The organism is Aestuariispira insulae (assembly GCF_003385955.1).
GTDB lineage: Bacteria > Pseudomonadota > Alphaproteobacteria > UBA8366 > Aestuariispiraceae > Aestuariispira > Aestuariispira insulae.
This window is the reverse complement of record NZ_QRDW01000012.1, coordinates 110900-129508: the sequence shown is the minus strand read 5'-3', so window position 1 is coordinate 129508 and position 18609 is coordinate 110900. Positions and strand designations below refer to the sequence as shown.

Genomic DNA, 18609 nt, shown 5'->3' with positions numbered 1-18609 from the left:
TGGGATCACGAACAGACGAAACTGGCGGCATGAAAATCAAACTGGATACACCTTAAATGTGCCGCGAAACGGTCCGAACAACCGAGACCACTTCAGTTATCGAAAAAAGATCTTAAGGAGTTCTTTGACGCAAACCTAAATTCAGATTTTTCTGAGTACAATTTCCATCCATATGACATGGATTTCTTTCGTGCGGGCGTTTCTCGTTCCAACTACCAGTTTCGAGATGATGATCTTCTCAAGCTGCAACAGAACCTCTTTAGTAAAATTAATTTATCGAATTACGCGCTAATTCGAGGGCTCTACTGCTTGGTTAAGGCCTCAATGTTAGTAAATTCTAGATCTTTAGCAGAAGAAGCTGCATACAATCTCTTCATTGCTCTTGATGTGGCCTTTCACCTAATCCTCAGAAAGTTGGCCGATGCAGGTGTTCAAAACCCCAGCACTAGGGATGCTCAATTCCATCTGGAGGAAGTCTTTGGCCAAGAGCATACAAATTTAAAGTTCTTTGACGAATTTTACGATGATCGAATCAAATCATTTCACCCGATTAGCAGACTTGGTAGGCGCCTTTATGGACCCGAAACGTATTCGGAACTGTACCAACTAAAGAACCACCTAAAAGAGACCTACAAGTGTGTTATATTGGGACTAGATCCGCTAGAAGCTCAAAATCCCTGAAAAACCATGTCTAACGCCTTGGTAATGTCGTCGGCTTGATCCGACAGGTTGCCAACCGTCTCGGCTAATACGGATAGAGGCACTGCGGCCATCAACTGTGTGACCATGACATGATCCACGCCTTCAATCTGAAAAATCGGATTGAGATATCGGGCCGGTTCCGGAGCCTGTGCTTGTGATAACATCGGTACCACGATCCTTGTGTTTAGCCCGTTAAGCAGATCGGCCTGCACATCCAGCAGATATCCTATTCCATCAGGGTTCGGATAAACATCAAACCGGGCCATCAGAACTGCCGATATTTTGCGAGTGGCAGGCCGTTTTCCTCAACCCATTGATTGGCGCTTTCAATGGCGGCGGCATTTTCTTCGCGCCAAAGACGCGCCCGCTCCTTGGCGATGGCGTCGCGAATGCCGTCCTCGGCCGCACGGGAGAGGTTGATTTTCAATGCTTTGGCCTCGGACAGTAGGCCCGGGTCCATGGACAGGTTGGTGTGTTTTCTGGTGCTCGCGCTCATCACGGGTCCTCCGTATGAAGATCAGTATATCTCATACGTATAGGTATTGATAGCGCGGAGGTGGGGGCGGTTAAAGCGCATTCCGCTCCGGGAAGCGGACCCGTTCTTCCTCGAAGACGATCGATCCCAACAGCATGTCGATGGTGGTGCCGTCGCTGGAGAGTGGCAGGCATTGTTTTTCAACGAACCGGTCCTTTTCATCCCGGTAGGGGATGAGGGTGCAGGTGGGCTGGCCGGTGGTGGCGACGGTTTCATAAAGCGACCAGATCTGGCTGGGCGGGGCCTGCATGGGGATGTCGCGGATGCTGGTGCCGGTATAATCGCGTGCCGATCGCTCGACGATGGCGGTGCCGATCAGGCGATATTGGAAATCAAGCGGTTCATAGCTGACTTCCACCAGATAGATATGCGGTAAAAGGGCTGGAATATCCGCCGGTTCGATATCCCGTCGGGCGGGCAGGCCGTCTTTGGCCAGCGAATCCCAATAGGCACGCACCCGTCGATTGATAGAGCTTTGAGGGGCAATGGCTTTGTCGCAGATCAACATGCCGAAATCCAACTATACAATACTCATAATAACAAGGCCTCTATGAAACCACGGATGGCAGAAAGGGGCAATTTGACAGATGTGACAACGCGCCAATGAGTGGTGGCCCGTGTGGGCGCGGGCTTATAGGGCGTTGACGCTCATCGGCATTTCCTCATCCTGTTCAAAGGCGACCGATCCCAAAAGCATCGTGACACGTTTCCCGTCGCAGGAAAGTGGCAAGGCCTGCATCTCGACAAAACGGGTGCTTTCATCCTTGTAGGGGATGTGGGTGCATTGCGGCTGTCCGGTTTCAACCGCCGCCTGATACAGGGACCAGATACCGCTGGGCGGGCGCTGCATGGGAATATCCATAACCCGCATGCCGGTGTAATCCTTGGCGCTGCGGTCCACAATGCCGGTACCGATCAGGCGATAGGTAAAATCCAGGGGATCATGGCGGACATCGACCAGCAGCAGATGGCTGAGCAGGCGTGGGATATGGGCCGGGTCCAGGTCCGCACGCGCGGGCAGGGCTTTGCCATTGGCCATCTTGTGCCAGTGGTCAAGCAACCGCTGGCCCACATGTGAGGCCGGTTCAAAAAAATCCTGCAATTGGCTGTCCCTTTCAGCCCTCCCACGTTATTCATAGCATAATTACCGTTTGGCGGGAAATGTCACTTGTCAGGCTGTTTTCTTGAGCTGGTCGGCCATTGGCAATGTGAAACGGAAGGTGGTTCCCTCGCCGGGCGTGCTGTCGAAGGTGAGCTGTCCGCCTTGTCTGTCGGCCAATTCCCGGCATATCTGAAGCCCAAGGCCGGTGCCGGATTCGCCCTGGGTGCCTTGGGTGGTGCCTTTGCCTAGATCAAATAGATGTGCTGCCCGGTCGGGTGGGATCCCGATTCCGGTATCGGCTATGGAGATTTCGACCATCTCCCCCATTTTTTTGCAGGAAAGGATGATCTGGCCGCCGGGATGGGTGAATTTCACCGCATTGCTGATCAGGTTTCTTAAAATCGCATCCACCATCTGGATATCGGCCAACACCCGGACCGGCCGTACGGATGGCGGGATCAGGATCAGGTCGATCTCCTTGAAGGCCGCCATGGGGCCGAAGCGGATTTCGTTCTGCTGCATCAGGTCACAGAGGTTAAAGGCTTCCGGATTAAACTCAATCCGGTCCATATTCAGCCTCGACCAATCCAGCAGATCCTCCAGCAGTTTATAGGCTGCTTCCGCCGCCTGATGGACCATCCGGCCATATTCGGTGACCTTTTCCCGCGCCAGCATGCCACCTTGTTCGGAAAGCAGCTGCGAAAATCCCAGAAGCGCATTGAACGGGCTTTTCAAATCATGGGCGATGACCGAGAAGAACCGGTCCTTCTGGTTGTTGGACTCTTGCAGCGCGTCACGGGCCTCGGTCAATTCTGTGGTCAGGGCCAGCAATTCATCGGCCCGTTTTTCCAGGCTTTTCTGCTGTTCGCGCATGGTAAATTCAGCGCGGCGCACAATCAGCAACAGAGTGGCATATAAGATGCCAAAGGCCAGTAGCAGCATGATCATCAGGCGGGTCCGGTCGGTCCGGAATTCCACCATCAGGGGGGTGACATCGGTATAGAGCTCGAAATAGACGGGCGTTTCCAACTGGCCCGGGGTTGCGCCGGCCAGGCCGGTCGGCACATAGGTTTCGACAATATCACGATCCACCAGCTGCTCCCCGCCGGTATCAAATTGATCCCGGTGCGATAAATGGCTCACCGGGACCTGGCGGCGCATGCTCTCAACGATCTCGGCATCCGCCTTCTTGGCACCGATCTGATTGGGATCGGTCGAGAAAATCGTGTCATTGCCCCGGAAGATCATCACTTTAAGCACGGGGAGGCCCTTGAGGTTCCGCATGAGCTGGTCTCGGACCAGGCTGTGGAAAGGGCTGCCTGGCATATGGCTGGCGACCCCGGCAAAGGCGTCCAAGCGGGGGTCGCCGGCGGGGATCTGAGTGCCCAGATGATTGGCGGCCATGGTGGCCAGCAGGATATTCTGCCGCTCAATGGAGGTGACAATTTGCTGGCGCTGGGAACGTTCGTACAGGAATACGATTGTTGTGGCGATGACCAATAGCGCCGCACCGCCTGCCAGGGCAAAATAACGCTGAAGACGAAAGGCCATGGCTACCTCGAACGAAACTGGGGCCGCCATCTGGCCCCGTGAAAACACGCTAGTATCATAATCTTTTGCCACCGGTTGAAAAAGAGTGATTGAGCGCTCTGTTAATCCTTTCAAAAGCGCGGGCTTCTATACTGGCGGGATCACCCAAAGGCGAGGAATGTGATTCATGCAGGTCGGCCGTAATTTCTATAAAAAGATCATGGCTTTATCTCTGGGGATGCTGGCCTTGGATTTTCCATATGGCCGTGCTGACACTTTTCTGGTCGGGGTGGAGAATATCGAATATATGCCCCATTTCAGCGTGGTGGGTGAAGAATATGCCGGCTTTGCCCGTGAATTGCTGGATACCTACGCCCGGGACCGGGGCCATCATTTCCGCTATAAGCCGTTGCCGATCAAGCGGTTGAATATCGAATTGATGGAGGGTCGCATCGATTTCAAATATCCGGATAATCCCGCCTGGCGGGGCCGGGATGTCTCCAAATTGCATTTCAGTGCGCCGGTCTTTGAATATGTGGAAGGGGCCAATGTGCCGCCGGAGCTTTATGGCAGCGCGCTGGGGTCGCTGGCCATCATCCGGGGATTTACCCCTGTGCCTTACCTGGACCGCATTGACCGGGGCGATCTCGAGCTTTCAGAACATAACAGCCTGCGTGCGGCCCTGCGTTTTGTCCTGTTAGGCCGGACCGATGCGATTTATGGCGAACGGCATGTGGTGCAATATTACTTGCGCCATATGATGGGAAGGCCCGGTAAGCTGGTTTTTGACGATACCCGACCGCTGGTGCGGGATTATTATCATCTCTCCAGTGCGATCAGACCTGAGGCTTTGGAGGATTTCAGCCGCTGGTTGGAAGAGAACCGCCAGAAAATAGCGGTTTTGAAGAATTCTTTCGGCCTGAACTGACAATCATCCGGCATCTTTCATCTGGGGCCATTCTGTTGCCGTCAGGCGACGCTGATCCGTTCCAGCCGGCCTTTGGTCCCCGGCACCAGGAAGGGGATCTCCAGCTGTCGTGTCATGCGCACGGCCACCGCGAGGCGGCGAATGGATGGTCGCTTGTCCGGTAGGGGCATGATGAGCCGCTGATAGGTGAACCAAACGGGATCGTCCGCCTTGGGCAGGATCAGGGAGCGCACGTGGTCGTAATAGGCGCGGCCTTTTTCCAGGGCTCGCCAATACGGGCCGGAAAGCGCGGATTCCTGTTCCGGATCCTCATAGCTGGCGGGTGAACTGCCCACGGCTTTCCGGCAAAAGTCAGGCCCCAGATAGCGCATCAGCGGGGTTTGGTCGCCGATATGATCAATGGTGATACGCCGTTCCTTGGTATGCAGGCTGAAAATCTGGAGCTGCCGGTGCATGGCTTGCAGGCCATTGGGGTTCCGACGGTGCAGGCTGGGTTCATGAAGCCAGCGCTGGTAACAATCCCGGATCAGGGGTTTGGCCCGGCGCATCAGGGAGATGTCAATCTCCCGGGTGATGAGCCGTGCGGCCGGTTCCTGGTCATGGCAGGCCCGGATGCAGCAAATTCGGCGCAGGGCCTCATGCCGGTCCCGAAAGGTCTCGAAACACCAGCCGCTGTAAAAAAAACAGAGGCGGATGGTCTGGTTCGGCGGAAGGTTAATCAGATAATCCAGGGCGGCATTCAGGCTCTGCGGCGCGGCTTCCCTCAGGTCCCAGCTCAAGGTGGTCAGGGCACCGTCATGGGAAAGATGAACCATGCCCAGACGGTGATAGGCCAAGCGTCTCGTGGCGGGATCGGAAAACGGATCTTGATCTTTGATCCCCTGGCTGTTCGGGCGGCTGTTCCGGCGGCCGCAGGGCAGCCATCTGCCGCTATCATCAATCCACCATTGGGTTTCAGGTTGGGTTTGCGGCCTGCAAGGCAGTTCGCCCAGATATGCAATGCCTGAATGTGTCATCGCCAGTTCCCCCACATTCTGTAGGCACCGATTACCATGCGCGCTGGATATCGGCACCGATCAGCATCCCGACTGTTCCCTGATATGGGTACAGTCGGCAGGAAAGCCCCCTCGGCGAAACTATAGCCCGAAATCGGGTTTTGTGTATGAAAAATTAAAATGGGGGGACGGGGCCGGCCTCTCCCGGATGATCAACGGCTTATGTCATCCGGGGCCGGACCTGTTCCTCAGCACGTGATCGCCGGTTTTACGTGGCGCAGGCTTTTATCAGGTTCAAAACCTGATTGCGGACATTGTCATCGGGAATTGAATCGATCTGCTTGGCCAGTTCGATGGTCCGCCTGGGCAGGGCTTTCTGGTCCAGCGCGCCAGCATCTTCGATGCCGTCAAAGAAATAGGTGATCGGCGTTTCCAGGGCCTGGGCAATATCCCACAGGCGGCTGCTGCCGATGCGGTTGGTGCCTTTTTCATATTTCTGGACCTGCTGGAAGCTGACGCCCAGCAGCTTGCCGAGCTGTTCCTGGCTCATTCCTTTCGCTGCCCTGGCTTCACGAACCTTGCGTCCAACATGGATGTCTGTCGGGTGCGGCATAATTCCTAGTCTCCTAACTATGTGTCTGGCAAGCAGCATCGCCAGACGAATACAGTCGATTTTTTAGAAATTGCGACCGGCCTTTCCATCAGGCCGGATCTGCGCGCCCCGGAGGCCGGGTTGTGAACCGGTCCGTCCAATGCAAATACACTACCAAAAGTGTAGTGTATAACAGCACTTTCCCCTATACCTTTATATCGCATTTTCCTAATTTGCGAAACGGCAAAAGTGAAAAAATAGCTTTAAATCTATTTTTCAGGGTATAGATGGAATTACCCCGCCTTTGTCATAGGTATAAACCTATTCATGCCATACAATCATTAATGGATAATAAATAACCCAGTATTTGCTTGTGCATTTTAACGAATCAGGGAATTTTGATATCGTATGTAGTTACCGGAGAGGCCGGTAGCGATGGAAACAATCATTTTTTCCGGGGTGAGAAAAACGATGAGAGGGGCTGCAGCGGCCGAAGCCGTGTCGCGAGTGAAGAAGACAGAGGACGGCCGGTTGCTTGATGCAATCCGGGAAGCGACCAAAAGCCCGACCCAGCGTAAAGTCTCCTATGCTATTCCCTGTGCCAGTGCCTTCCGGGATGCTGTCACGCTGTTGGCGGAAAGCCGCAAGGTGAATGTGGGCGATATTGCCCGGTCCGTGATGTTGACCATGCCGGAATCCACCGTTCAGGCTATGGAAGACCCCGGCGAGCCTGATGCCGATGACCGCGAGACGGTGATTTTGAAATCCGGCCCCAGCGCGGGCAAGCCCTGGCGGCGCAAGCCGCGGCTGCAGGTGCGCATGCCGGCCGGATTGGAAGTTGTGACCATTCGCAAGGCACTTGCGCTGGCGCTCAAACTGGACCGGGATGCCTTGAAGGTTACCCTGGAGGATGCCGCAAAACCCAGCGCCAGGGAGCGTCTGGCGGATCAGGCGGAGGAAATCGGTCGCTTGCGCTCTGTGATCAGTGCGCTTTCTTCCGAAATTCTCAGCAATGGAATCCGCACCCGGGAGGAGGCTCTCTATGTGTTGGGGATCGCGCCCGGCACTTATCCGGATATGCAGACAATCAAGGCGCGTTTCCGGATGTTGGCCACCATTCATCATCCCGACAGTGATATCGGCAATCACGAGCGGATGGCACAACTGAATGATGCCATTGCCTTTTTACGCAAAAATCAATAATTCTGTGCAAATTTTGCACTAAAGAACACGAGATTGCCGGTTGTGCAAAAATTGCACAAGGGTTGACAGTTGGTGACGGGCCCGCTACAGCAGGATCATGACTGTAGCGCAAAGAATTATACAGGCCCGCCGGGCCGCCGGGTTGACCCAGGCCGGATTGGCCGAAAAGCTCGATGTATCGCATTCCACCGTCAACCGGTGGGAGGCGGGCCATCGCGAGCCCAACCGTGAAACATGCCTGCGATTGGCGGAAGCCACCGGTGTGAACCTGGACTGGCTCATGCTGGGCAGCCAGGTTGAGCCTGCGGGACCCATGCAGCGGTCCAGGGCGACGGCCTCTTCTTTCCTTCTTTCCAGTGACAGGCGGGATACCTATCCCCCTTCCATCCAGCAGCAATATGCCACTTCCGGAGAAACGGCGATGATCACCAATCCTGCAGAAGACAATCCCGTAATCGCCTATCAGGGGGTGCCTGGTGCCTATTCGCATTTGGCCTGCCGCGAAGCATTTCCCCATATGGAGCCGCTTTCCTGCCCCAGTTTCGAAGATGCTTTTGCCGCCGTGGAAGATGGGCGTGCGGGTCTCGCTATGATCCCGATCGAAAATTCGCTGGGTGGCCGGGTGGCGGATATTCATCATCTGCTGCCGGAATCAAATCTCTATATCGTCGGGGAGCATTTTCAGCCGGTGCATCACCATCTGCTGGCGCCCCAGGGGGCGAGCTTTGAGACGGTGAAAGAGGCGCGAAGCCATACCCAGGCTCTGGCGCAATGCCGCAGCACGCTGCGTGAATTGGGTATTACCCCGGTGAAAGAGGCGGATACCGCAGGGGCGGCAAAGCTGGTGGCGGAATTGAATGATCCGACCGTGGCGGCGGTCGCCTCCAGCCTGGCGGGCGAAACCTATGGTTTGAAAACCCTGCGTGCGCGTATCGAGGATAAAATCGGCAATGTGACCCGCTTCATTGTCATGTCGCGTACCAGGATTGAACCGGATCCGCGGGCCGGGCGCTGCATCACCAGCCTGGTTTTCGCACTGCGTTCCGTGCCGGCTGCCTTGTACAAATCCATGGGGGGTTTTGCGACCAACGGGGTCAATTTTATCAAGCTGGAGAGCTATATTTCCGTCGGTGACGACAGTTCAGCGCGTTTCTATGCGGAAATCGAAGGCCATCCGGCGGAGCGTTCGGTTGATCAGGCTTTTGAGGAGCTGCAGTATTTCACCACCAAGGTAAAGGTGCTTGGCACCTATCCCATCAGCCCGTTCCGGACTCGGGACTGATCCCATGGAATGCCGCCTTTATCAGCCGCAGGACAGGGAAGCCTATATAGCGCTGATGAAACGGGTCTTTCCGGATGATCCCCCTTGGAAAGACCCGGCCTTGTCGCTGGATTTGAAGGTGGCCTTTCAGCCGGAATTGATGTTCGTTGCCATGCAGGGCGCGCAGATGCTGGGCACTGTGATGGCGGGGTATGACGGTCATCGCGGCTGGATCTATTCGGTCGCAACCGATCCCGCCCAGCGCGGACGGGGGATTGCGTCGCGCCTGCTGGAGATGGCCGAGGCAAAGCTGGCGTCGCTTGGCTGTGTGAAGATCAATCTTCAGGTGCGCGAAGGCAACGAAGCTGTGGTCGCGGTTTATGAAAAGAACGGCTATCAAGTGGAGCCCAGGATCTCCATGGGCAAGATCCTGCATAAACCGGACGATTGATTGGCGTTGGCGTAAGCAGTATTTCAGGTTTGCTCGTAAATCACCACCTGGGCATCGGATTGGCCAGGAAACAGGGGCAGCCGGATCAATTCCAATTTGGCGTCGCTGCCGGGTTCCACCGATTGTCCGTGAATGAAATATGACATCAACGTGCCGCGGGAATCCTCGATCTCCACCACCAGGTTCCGCGACGGCGTATGCTGTTCGATGATGTCCTGCAACCAGTCGGTTTTCAATCCGGCGGCCAGGACCATGGCAACCTCGCCGTTGGCATCCAGAACCGGTAAAGAAACGGCCAAAACCGGTTCTTTTGAAACCTTACCAATCAGAAACTCCCCAATGACGAACTCTTTGGTCTCTACAGCCTTCCGGTAATAAAGGCGCTCGGAGAAATCGATCCCTTCGCTGCCGCCTTTGGGGGTGCAATCCAGGATCCCATCAGCACGGACCCGCAGGAAGACATCATGGATTTTGCGATGACGTTCCAGCATCTCGGCGAGGGGTTTGCCACATTTTCTCGGGTCAGCAGTCAGCACACCCGGGTCTTCGGCCAGTTCGCGCAGGTGTCGTTCGGATTGCCTGACCTGGCTGGCGACACTATCCCGCAGGCTTTGATAAACCATTTCCGCCTCGGCGCGGGCATTGGTGGTGGTTTGCTCGGTATAGAAAACCATGCCGCCGTAAAAGGCAGCCGACAGGGTGATCAGCACGAGCGGCAGGACTAACCGTTTATTGACCGTCAAGATTCAGGCTCCTTGTTCGCAATGATGGTGTCCTCAATTCCCTCCAGATGCTTCTTGGCAATGATAACAGATGCATCCAGACAGGATTCCAAGGCCTCAATCAGTTGTTCCGGGTCCGTCTGATCGGGTTCCGGGAATTCGATTTGGCGGGTGATTTCCACCGCGGCCTGGAACCCAATGCTGGACAGCAGGCTGCGCAATTCGTGGGAAACGGTTTGTGTATCCCGGCCTTCATTCCTGTTTGCCTTCAGTCGTTCGATCAGGCTGTGGCTGCGGCTTTGCGCATCGTCATAAAAACTCCGGGCACCGCTGGGTGTTAGGGTGGTGATTACCTGTTTGACGATTTCCCCATTCACCATCTCGCCGTGGTCTAGTTCAGGTTTTTGCTTGCTGGGCTGGGGGCGGTCGGAGATATCCTGATCGGATCGGAAGTAGGTGAGAAACTGATCCAGTTCTCCCTGATGCAGCGGTTTGGTGAGAACATCCTCCATACCGCTCTCCAAATATTCGGCACGCTGCTCGTCAAAGGCATTGGCGGTCAGCGCGACAATTGGAACCGCCCCTGCAGGCAGCGGCAGGGCCTTGATCCGTTTGGTTGCCTCGATGCCATCCATGATGGGCATCTGGATATCCATGAAAATCAAATCGAACCGGTCTGGTTGCTGTGTCATGCATTGCAGGGCTTCGCGTCCGTTCTCTGCGATGGTGACTTTGCAATTCATCTCTTCCAGCATGGCTTTGGCGATACGTTGGTTTATTTCATTATCTTCGGTCAGAAGAATGTTGAGCGGTAGGTCATGAGAGGCGCTTTCCGGTGATGGCAGTGGGTTGGCGCGAGGGGCGGCCTTATCGACCATAACCATCAGGGAAAAAGCGGTCCCTTCTCCCAGGGTGCTGCGGACAGAGAGTGAGGCCCCCATGGCGGTTGCCAATTGCAGGGCGATGCTAAGGCCGAGGCCGCTGCCGCCCGGCATGGCGCGGCCGGTTTCACTTTGCTGAAATTCTTCAAATATCAGGCCTAGATCCTTTTCCGGGATACCGGGGCCGGTATCGGTCACTTCAAATTGCACCCGGTATTGATCCTCCTCCTGCTCCTGCCGGACCGTCAGCGTGATTTTGCCCTTTTCGGTGAATTTCAGCGCATTGCCCATCAGGTTGAACAGGATCTGCCGGATATGGTTGAAATCCCCTTCGACATCCTGGTCGCATGGCCCGGTCTGGGTGACCTCAAGCTCAAGCCCCTTTGCCTCGGCCTGGCGGGCGAATATGGAATGTAGGCTGTCAATGATGGAGGCGACCTTGAACTGGCGGCGTTCTATCGAGCTTTGGCCGGATTCGATCCTGGCGAAATCAAGCACCTGATTGAGCAGGGAGAGCAGATAAAACCCTGAATCCTGGGCAATTTTCAGATCATCCCGGATCGGCTTTTCCAAATCCCTGTTCATCAGCAGTTGGATGATGCCCAGGATGCCGTTCAAGGGCGTGCGGATTTCGTGGCTCATGGCGGCCAGGAATTTGGATTTTGCCACGGTCGCCCGTTCGGACAGCACGCGCTGGATCATTAACTCATGCTCGGCCTGCTGCCGTTGGATCTCCCGGTGGATCAGGCTGCCAAGGATCAGGGTGCCTAAGATGTTGGCAGCCCACAGTTTTGGCCAGAGGCTGGTGAGCACCGCCAGCTGGACATTGGACGGCATGAATAAAACCACCGGACTGGTCAGGGCGGTGGTGAAGAAGCTGACACCCACCAGTTCGAAGGTTGATATGCCGGTGCTGCCAATGCGATTGGCCATCCGACGCCAGGCATAGCCGGCCAGGGCATAGATGAAAATTGCCACGACGCCCGCATCAGCGCCGGTTCCACCCAACCAGAGCCTGGTGGCCGCGGCCATTAAGGCAGTGATGACCATGGCAACCGGGCCGCCAACCAGGCCGGACATCATCAAGGGTGCGCCGCGGGCGTCTCCGAAAATGCCCGGCTGGAACTCTACCGGTAAATTCATCAGCAGGGCCGCAGCGGAGCCGAATGTCAGCCCCAGAACGGTGGCAACCGTCAGGTTGGGTCGATAATCCTCAACAAACAGATGGCGGCCGAATAGAGAGACGCACCAAGCCAGGATTGCCAAAAGACCGATATTGGCAATCAGCGCGACATAGCCGCGGGCAAGTGACTCAATGAATGTTTCCAACGAAGGCCTCGTTTGCAACCAGATGTCTCAATGTCTACGATCGCGCTTAATTTTTGATTAATTTCTGTCATGACTGTGCCTTGTTCAGAGATGTATTTCCTCTGCACAATCAGGGGCATAGCGACGAGGCTTCAACGGAGTTAATGCCGGTGGATCCAGTCTTCAATTAAAACCCGGGAAATTGAATCCGGTCGGGGCAGGCTAAAGGTTTCGTTTTCCGGAGAATTGCGCAACTCTTCCGGCGTCATCCAGCAGGCCTCGGCCAGCTCATTCGGGTCCAGTGTTAAGTCTGTTTTCAGAGCGCGGGCGGTGAAACCCAGCATGATATTGGACGGGAATGGCCAGGGTTGGGAGGAATGATAGCGGATATCAGTGATCCGGATGCCCGCTTCCTCATAAACCTCGCGGGCGACCGCCTGTTCCAGGCTTTCGCAGGGTTCGACAAAACCGGCCAGCACGGAATGAAGGCCCTCGGCCCAATTGGGGTGGCGGGCCATCAATACCCGGTTCTGATCATCATGGATCAACATGATGACAGCCGGGTCTGTGCGTGGGAAATGGTCCAGATTGCAATCCGGGTTGGAACAGTTGCGCTTGTGTCCGGCCCAGACACTGACCGTTGGCCAGCCGCATCGCCCGCAGAATTGATGTCGCCGATGCCAATGCAGGATTCCACGGGCATAGGCGGCAAGGGCGCCCTGGTTTGCTGTCATCTGGGGCCCTACCGCGCGCAGGTCATGAAACTCTCCATGAGCGGAAAGGCCCGGATCCTCATGCCGGGAAAAATCCATGGCAAAATATGGGGTGTCGTCCACCAGTCCCAAAAAGGCGGCCTCATGATCCAGCTGGCCCAAATCTTCTCCTGTTAGATGGGCCAGATCGGGTCCTTCCACCCCGCTGACAAAACTTTGGGAGCGCCAGACCGGCAGGATGCGGGTTTCAATGGAAACAATGGTTTGGCGGTACCAATCTTCATCCTCCCGGAGATGTGCAGCCCGGTCGAGGGTGCTGTTTTCATAAAAGTTCCGTCGGTAATTCATGCCAATCCCATCTATACCATTTGTTACTGAACATCACCTTCCGGGGTGCTGCGAAATACGTAGCACATAATTCCCGCTTGCGAAACCAGGTACAAATTGGCATATAACGCCCCGGAAGGTCGGCGGCGGACGAACGTCCTCGCCAACCCGGTCAGGTCCGGAAGGAAGCAGCCGTAACGAGTTTTCGTTTGGGTCGCATTGTCGATCTTCCACTTAACCTCCTGAAAAAATGATATAAATGACTGTTGGCATGCTATTGCCAACGCGATTTTCCGCATCCAAATCATCGCGCATATTTTTTGTTGCCAATCCCGTTCAGAAGGGGAGACAGGGCGGGGAGAGCTGTATATGATCGGGCCCATGAGTGACACACAGCAGGATACGGCCTATCGCGTTCTCGCACGCAAATACCGGCCGACGAATTTCGAAGAATTGGTGGGCCAGGAAGCCTTGGTCCGGACCTTGTCAAATGCGATCGATAGTGGCCGCATCGCGCAGGCCTTTGTGCTGACCGGGGTGCGTGGCGTGGGCAAGACCACAACCGCGCGCATTGTCGCCAAGGCGCTGAATTGTACCGGTCCTGATGGTAATGGCGGCCCAACGGTCAGCCCCTGTGGCGAATGCGACAATTGCCGGGCCATTGCCGAAGACCGCCATGTGGATGTCCAGGAAATGGATGCCGCCAGCCGCACCGGGGTCAACGACATTCGCGAATTGATCGAGGGGGTGCGCTATAAACCGGTCGCGGCCCGCTATAAGATCTATATCCTCGATGAGGTCCACATGCTTTCCAACAGTGCCTTCAACGCACTGTTGAAAACTCTGGAAGAGCCGCCGGAACATGTGAAATTCATCTTTGCCACCACGGAAATCCGCAAGGTGCCGGTGACGGTGCTCAGCCGCTGTCAGCGATTTGATCTGCGTCGCATCTCGGTAGAGAAGCTGACGGCTCATTTTGGCCGGGTCGCCGAAAAAGAAGGCATCACCATTGATGATGACGCGCTGGCCATGGTGGCGCGCGCGGCCGACGGTTCCGCCCGCGATGGGCTTTCCATCCTGGACCAGGCGATCGCTCTTTCCGGGGAGGCGGTTACCGCCGAACAGGTGCGTGACATGCTGGGTTTGGCCGATCGTGGCCGGGTGTTCGAACTTTTTGATGCGGTCATGCAGGGCGAAGCGACCCAGGCGCTTGATATACTGCGCGGCATGTATGACGAAGGTGCAGACCCGGTGGTGGTGATCCAGGATCTGCTGGATGTCTGCTACTGGCTGACCCGGTTCAAGCTGTCGCCGGATCTGGCCGACCAGCCCTCTACGCCCGAGATTGAACGGAGCAAGGGCAAGGAAATGGCCGGGAAACTGTCCCAGCCGGTGCTGACTAGGGCCTGGCAGATGCTGTTGAAGGGCCTGTCTGAAACCCAGCAGGCACCAAGCCCGATTCAGGCGGCTGAAATGGTCCTGATCCGCCTGATTCATGCCAGTAATATGCCGACCCCGGGTGAGATTATAAAACAGCTGCAATCCGGTCAGGGTGTGCCGGGGGCAGTTGGTGCCGGTGGTGCGCCCGCCGGTGGCGGCAATGGCGGCATGACCAATGCCATGTCGCAGGGGGCGATGCCGCCCGGGCCGGATATGGGCCCGCCGGGGCCGAGCGCGCATCTGCGCGCGATCAATGGCGGGGCCGCAGCGATGCGTGCAGCACCCCAGCCGGATTTTGTTCCAAACCCGATACCGGCCGCCGAAGCCAGGCGCGAAGTTAAACTGCCGCGGCCGAAATCTTTCCGTCAGGTAGTGGAGCTTTTCCGCGAAAATCGTGAAGGCATCCTGGTCACCCATCTGGAGGGGCATGTGCATCTGGTGCGGTTCGAACCGGGCAGGATCGAAATCCGCCCGACCGCGGATGCGCCCAAGGATTTCCACGGCAAGGTTGCCCAGCTTTTGTCCAAATGGACTGGAATGCGCTGGATGGTCTCCCTATCTAACGAGCCAGGAGAGCCGACCATTGCCACCCAGAATGCGGATGCGCAAAAACAAGCTCAGGACGAGGCGGAGTCTGATCCCCTGGTCCGGGCGGTCAAAAAGGCATTTCCCAGCGCCCGTATCAAGCGGGTTAAGGAATTGAAGCCGGTCATTGAGGCCGGTTTGATCGATTATGATGACGAGGCGGCGGACCAGCTGCCGGAGGAGTAAGTTATGTTCAAGGATCTCGGCAATCTTGGGAAAATGATGAAGCAAGCCCAGGAGATGCAAAACAAGATGCAGGCCATGCAGGAAGAGCTGATGGATGTTACCCATATGGGCGTGTCCGGGGCCGGCATGGTCAGTGTCACATTGAATGGCCGGGGCGAGATGAAAGGGGTCTCCATCGACCCCAGCATGTTGAAAGCGGATGAAAAGGAAATCCTGGAAGATCTGATCACGGCGGCGCATAACGACGCCAAGGTGAAGGTTGAGGCCTATGTTCAGGAAAAAACCCAGGAAATGATGGGTGGCATGAAGCTTCCCGACGGCATGAAGCTGCCTTTCTGAGCAGCGAAGGCCTGATCTTCCATGAATGAGATTGAGCAGGTGATACAGTTGCTGTCCCGCTTGCCGGGGCTGGGGCCCCGGTCGGCCCGACGGGCGGCATTGCATATGATCCAAAAGCGCGAGGGCCTGATGCGGCCACTTGCTGACGCCCTGGACCGGGCGGTGGAAAACATCCGGATCTGTGCCACCTGTGGCAATATCGACACCCATGATCCCTGTTCAGTCTGCACCGATCCCAAACGGGATGACACGCAGATCTGTGTGGTGGAACAGGTGGGTGACCTCTGGGCGCTGGAACGCACCGGGGCTTTCCGGGGGCGGTTTCATATCCTGGGCGGTGTCCTGTCCGCGTTGGATGGCATCGGGCCGGAGGATCTCAATATCGAAAGCCTGTTGAGCCGTGTCGGCCCGGACCAGCCGGTAAAAGAGGTGATCCTGGCCACCAACCTGACGGTAGATGGCCAGACAACCGCGCATTACCTGACCGAGCGGCTGGCGGCCAGCGGTGTCTCGGTCACACGGCTGGCCCATGGGGTGCCGGTGGGCGGTGAGCTGGACTATCTGGATGACGGAACCCTGAGCGCGGCCCTGAAAGCGCGTCATGCGCTGGAATCCTGAATCATGGCAAAAAACCGCATCCTCTTCATTTCCCAGATTGCCGAGCCCGGCCGCTATCCGGATCATCGCTATGCGGATGCGCCCGGCGGCGATAACGAGGTTCATTGGGTGTCGCTGAAGCTGGATGAAGCGGGGGTGCTGAATCATATCGATTATGACGGCCTGCATGCCTGCCGTGGTGACGGATTGCCCGGGCCGGAGGATGCGGATGGTGTTATCCTGGGGGGCAGTTATCATTCGGTCCATGAAAAACGCCCGTTCCAACTGTCGTTGCTGGACTGGCTCGATAACTGGTGGGACAGCGGCAAGCCTTTGATGGGCATTTGCGGCGGCCATCAGTTGATGGCGGTGTCAAGGGGCGGTGACGTGATCCCCGTGGAAGGCGGGCCCATGGCGGCCAGTCTGCCGGTCGATATAACCGATGCGGGGCGCGATCATTACCTGTTTGACGGGTTGGGCGCTGCACCGGAATTCCACTTTGGCAATTATGAACAGGTGGCGGCTCCGGTCGATGATGCCGTTGTTCTGGCGACCCGCCCTGAAATGGCCGCAATGGCGCTGGATTATGGCCACCATCGGCTGTCAGTACAGTTTCATCCGGAGGCGGATTGCCAGGTGTTTGCCGGGGCCTGGTCCGACAATCATCCGGAATATGTAGCGAATTATCATGAACTGCCGGACGCGCCGAAGATGTTGCGCAATTTCCTGAAAGGGTCCGGCCTGATCTAGACAGAAACCTGTTAGGGGGATGCAGTATGGCTTGGGGTAAGGGAAAACAAATTTTCACAGGCATGACCGCTTTGGTGCTGGTAGCGTCCGCGTTGCCGGCCTGGGCATTGGAAAAGTTGGAAGTGACCGCCTACCAAAATGGTCTGGGCCTGGTGGATGAAGAACGTGTGCTGGTGCATGACAGCGGCACCAACCGCATTGCCTTGCCGGGGCTGGGCCGCGGCCTGATCGCGGACAGCTTGTCGGTTTCCCCACAGACCGAGGATGTGGCGGTGGTCAATGCGCTGACCCTGCCGGACGGCCTTGGCATGCATGACATTTTGACCCGTTTTGTCGGCCAGGCCATCACCTGGGCGGACCGGAACCCGGCCACGGGCAAGGATGACCGGCGTGACGGTATCCTACTGTCCATGGAAAACGGGCCGGTCATCCAGTTTGGCGACCGGGTTGAAATGAACCCGCCGGGCCGCCCGATCCTGAGCAAGGATCAGTTTCAATCACTGGGCAGCCGCCTGCCGCAGGTGACCCTGCAGACAAGGGGCAAGGGGGAAACGCCTGCCCGTGTCCGCTATCTGGCCGACGGGCTGGGTTGGCAGGCGGTTTATAATGCGACCCTCTCCGATGATGAGAGCCGGTTAAGGCTGTCCGGTGAGATCATGCTGGAGAACCGCAGTGGCCGTGCCTATGAGGGTGCCAGGGTCCAGGTGATTGCCGGGTCGGTCAACCGGCAGAGTGCCGCCAGACCGGTACCCCAGGCTGCCATGGGCCGGATGGAGCTTAATGCGGCGCCGATGTTGGCAGATGAAGCGGATATCTCCGGTGTCTCGTCCCATGACTATTGGAGTTATACCGTGCCTTATCCGATGGATCTGGCGGATGGCGGCAGCATCAAGATCCCCTTTGCCAGTGCCCGTGATCTCCGGGTGAAAAAACGCTATGTGTTGGAAAATCGGGATTACGGCCATTGGTATCGGGGCCCGGTCCAGGCGGATTTGCGTCCGGCCCTGCGGCTGGAGCTGAAAAATGACGCAGAAAGCGGCCTTGGCCGCCCATTGCCGGAAGGCCTGTTTCGGATCTATGCCCAAAACGGCAACCAGTTTCTGGGTGAAAACTGCTTGAAGGCCTTGGCGGAAGGCGAGCGTGGCGAGGTTGAATATGGCCAGGCCTTTGATATCTCCGCCGACCGGAAACAGGTGGATTTTGAAAAGCTTGGCGCTGGCAGCCGCAGCAACAATTATGAAACCACTTATGAAATCACCTTGCGTAATGCCCGCCCGGCCGGGGTCGTGGTCGACGTGATCGAAGGGTTCAACGGCGAATGGAGAATCCTGGAAGAAAGCGCGCGCCATGCGAAAAAGGACGCCTACCGGGCGGTCTGGTCGGTTGCTGTTCCGGCAAAGGGCGAAACGGTGCTGCGCTATAAGGTTCGGGTTGAAAATCCCTGATCCTTACAAAGTCGGAT

19 protein-coding genes and 1 other RNA gene are annotated in these 18609 nt (G+C 56.6%); 10 read left to right on the top strand and 10 right to left on the bottom strand.

Annotation, left to right across the window (positions count from 1 at the left end; translation table 11 throughout):
• Window positions 1-668 precede the first annotated feature (668 nt).
• The 5 genes from DFP90_RS19905 to DFP90_RS19885 all read right to left on the bottom strand — a co-directional run bounded on the left by DFP90_RS19905 (window position 669) and on the right by DFP90_RS19885 (window position 3920).
• On the bottom strand, window positions 669-968 hold the full coding sequence (locus DFP90_RS19905) for a CcdB family protein (RefSeq protein WP_115938721.1): 300 nt from the start codon (window positions 966-968) through the stop codon (window positions 669-671).
• Window positions 968-1198, bottom strand: coding sequence for a type II toxin-antitoxin system CcdA family antitoxin (locus DFP90_RS19900; protein ID WP_115938719.1), 231 nt, complete (start codon window positions 1196-1198; stop codon window positions 968-970). The genes DFP90_RS19905 and DFP90_RS19900 overlap by 1 nt, the downstream gene beginning before the upstream one ends.
• Before the next feature lie 70 nt (window positions 1199-1268).
• Entirely contained in the window at window positions 1269-1745 is a 477-nt protein-coding gene (locus DFP90_RS19895; RefSeq protein ID WP_115938717.1) for a PAS domain-containing protein, read from the bottom strand.
• Between the two features lie 123 nt (window positions 1746-1868).
• Complete coding sequence (locus tag DFP90_RS19890; RefSeq protein ID WP_115938716.1) at window positions 1869-2339, bottom strand: PAS domain-containing protein; 471 nt, start codon at window positions 2337-2339, stop codon at window positions 1869-1871.
• Between the two features lie 69 nt (window positions 2340-2408).
• Window positions 2409-3920, bottom strand: coding sequence for a sensor histidine kinase (locus DFP90_RS19885; protein WP_115938715.1), 1512 nt, complete (start codon window positions 3918-3920; stop codon window positions 2409-2411).
• Between the two features lie 136 nt (window positions 3921-4056).
• Between DFP90_RS19885 and DFP90_RS19880 the strand changes: the two genes are divergently transcribed.
• Window positions 4057-4797 carry a type 2 periplasmic-binding domain-containing protein gene (locus tag DFP90_RS19880; RefSeq protein ID WP_115938714.1) on the top strand — a complete coding sequence of 247 codons (741 nt, stop codon included), beginning with the start codon at window positions 4057-4059 and terminating at the stop codon, window positions 4795-4797.
• 41 nt (window positions 4798-4838) lie between these two features.
• Here the strand turns inward: DFP90_RS19880 and DFP90_RS19875 are convergent, their stop codons facing one another.
• Window positions 4839-5813 carry a hypothetical protein gene (locus tag DFP90_RS19875; RefSeq protein WP_115938712.1) on the bottom strand — a complete coding sequence of 325 codons (975 nt, stop codon included), beginning with the start codon at window positions 5811-5813 and terminating at the stop codon, window positions 4839-4841.
• A 247-nt stretch (window positions 5814-6060) separates the two neighbouring features.
• The gene (locus DFP90_RS19870; protein ID WP_245957129.1) at window positions 6061-6405 is read right to left on the bottom strand and encodes a helix-turn-helix domain-containing protein; all 345 of its coding nucleotides are present in this window, start codon (window positions 6403-6405) and stop codon (window positions 6061-6063) included.
• Between the two features lie 450 nt (window positions 6406-6855).
• On the opposite strand from DFP90_RS19870, the gene DFP90_RS19865 reads away from it, so the two are divergent.
• The 3 genes from DFP90_RS19865 (at window position 6856) to DFP90_RS19855 (ending at window position 9299) form a co-directional block, all read left to right on the top strand.
• On the top strand, window positions 6856-7587 hold the full coding sequence (locus tag DFP90_RS19865; RefSeq protein WP_245957128.1) for a J domain-containing protein: 732 nt from the start codon (window positions 6856-6858) through the stop codon (window positions 7585-7587).
• Window positions 7588-7684: 97 nt separating this feature from the next.
• Window positions 7685-8869 carry a prephenate dehydratase gene (locus tag DFP90_RS19860; protein WP_115938708.1) on the top strand — a complete coding sequence of 395 codons (1185 nt, stop codon included), beginning with the start codon at window positions 7685-7687 and terminating at the stop codon, window positions 8867-8869.
• A 4-nt stretch (window positions 8870-8873) separates the two neighbouring features.
• Window positions 8874-9299, top strand: a complete 426-nt coding sequence (locus DFP90_RS19855; protein WP_115938706.1) for a GNAT family acetyltransferase — start codon at window positions 8874-8876, stop codon at window positions 9297-9299.
• Between the two features lie 23 nt (window positions 9300-9322).
• Here the strand turns inward: DFP90_RS19855 and DFP90_RS19850 are convergent, their stop codons facing one another.
• The 3 genes from DFP90_RS19850 to nudC all read right to left on the bottom strand — a co-directional run bounded on the left by DFP90_RS19850 (window position 9323) and on the right by nudC (window position 13271).
• On the bottom strand, window positions 9323-10042 hold the full coding sequence (locus tag DFP90_RS19850) for a PDC sensor domain-containing protein (RefSeq protein WP_115938704.1): 720 nt from the start codon (window positions 10040-10042) through the stop codon (window positions 9323-9325).
• On the bottom strand, window positions 10039-12231 hold the full coding sequence (locus DFP90_RS19845) for an ATP-binding protein (protein WP_147301072.1): 2193 nt from the start codon (window positions 12229-12231) through the stop codon (window positions 10039-10041). The genes DFP90_RS19850 and DFP90_RS19845 overlap by 4 nt, the downstream gene beginning before the upstream one ends.
• A gap of 140 nt (window positions 12232-12371) precedes the next feature.
• The gene (gene nudC, locus DFP90_RS19840) at window positions 12372-13271 is read right to left on the bottom strand and encodes an NAD(+) diphosphatase (RefSeq protein WP_115938700.1); all 900 of its coding nucleotides are present in this window, start codon (window positions 13269-13271) and stop codon (window positions 12372-12374) included.
• A gap of 117 nt (window positions 13272-13388) precedes the next feature.
• Between nudC and ffs the strand changes: the two genes are divergently transcribed.
• The 6 genes from ffs (at window position 13389) to DFP90_RS19810 (ending at window position 18592) form a co-directional block, all read left to right on the top strand.
• Window positions 13389-13481: signal recognition particle sRNA small type (ffs, locus tag DFP90_RS19835), an RNA gene on the top strand.
• Between the two features lie 150 nt (window positions 13482-13631).
• A complete protein-coding gene (locus DFP90_RS19830) occupies window positions 13632-15461 on the top strand; it encodes a DNA polymerase III subunit gamma/tau (RefSeq protein ID WP_115938752.1) in 1830 nt (609 codons plus the stop codon).
• A 3-nt stretch (window positions 15462-15464) separates the two neighbouring features.
• Window positions 15465-15800, top strand: coding sequence for a YbaB/EbfC family nucleoid-associated protein (locus DFP90_RS19825; protein WP_115938698.1), 336 nt, complete (start codon window positions 15465-15467; stop codon window positions 15798-15800).
• Window positions 15801-15821: 21 nt separating this feature from the next.
• The gene (recR, locus tag DFP90_RS19820) at window positions 15822-16418 is read left to right on the top strand and encodes a recombination mediator RecR (protein ID WP_115938696.1); all 597 of its coding nucleotides are present in this window, start codon (window positions 15822-15824) and stop codon (window positions 16416-16418) included.
• A gap of 3 nt (window positions 16419-16421) precedes the next feature.
• Window positions 16422-17147, top strand: coding sequence for a type 1 glutamine amidotransferase (locus DFP90_RS19815; protein WP_115938694.1), 726 nt, complete (start codon window positions 16422-16424; stop codon window positions 17145-17147).
• A 26-nt stretch (window positions 17148-17173) separates the two neighbouring features.
• On the top strand, window positions 17174-18592 hold the full coding sequence (locus tag DFP90_RS19810; RefSeq protein WP_115938692.1) for a DUF4139 domain-containing protein: 1419 nt from the start codon (window positions 17174-17176) through the stop codon (window positions 18590-18592).
• Window positions 18593-18609: the final 17 nt, after the last annotated feature.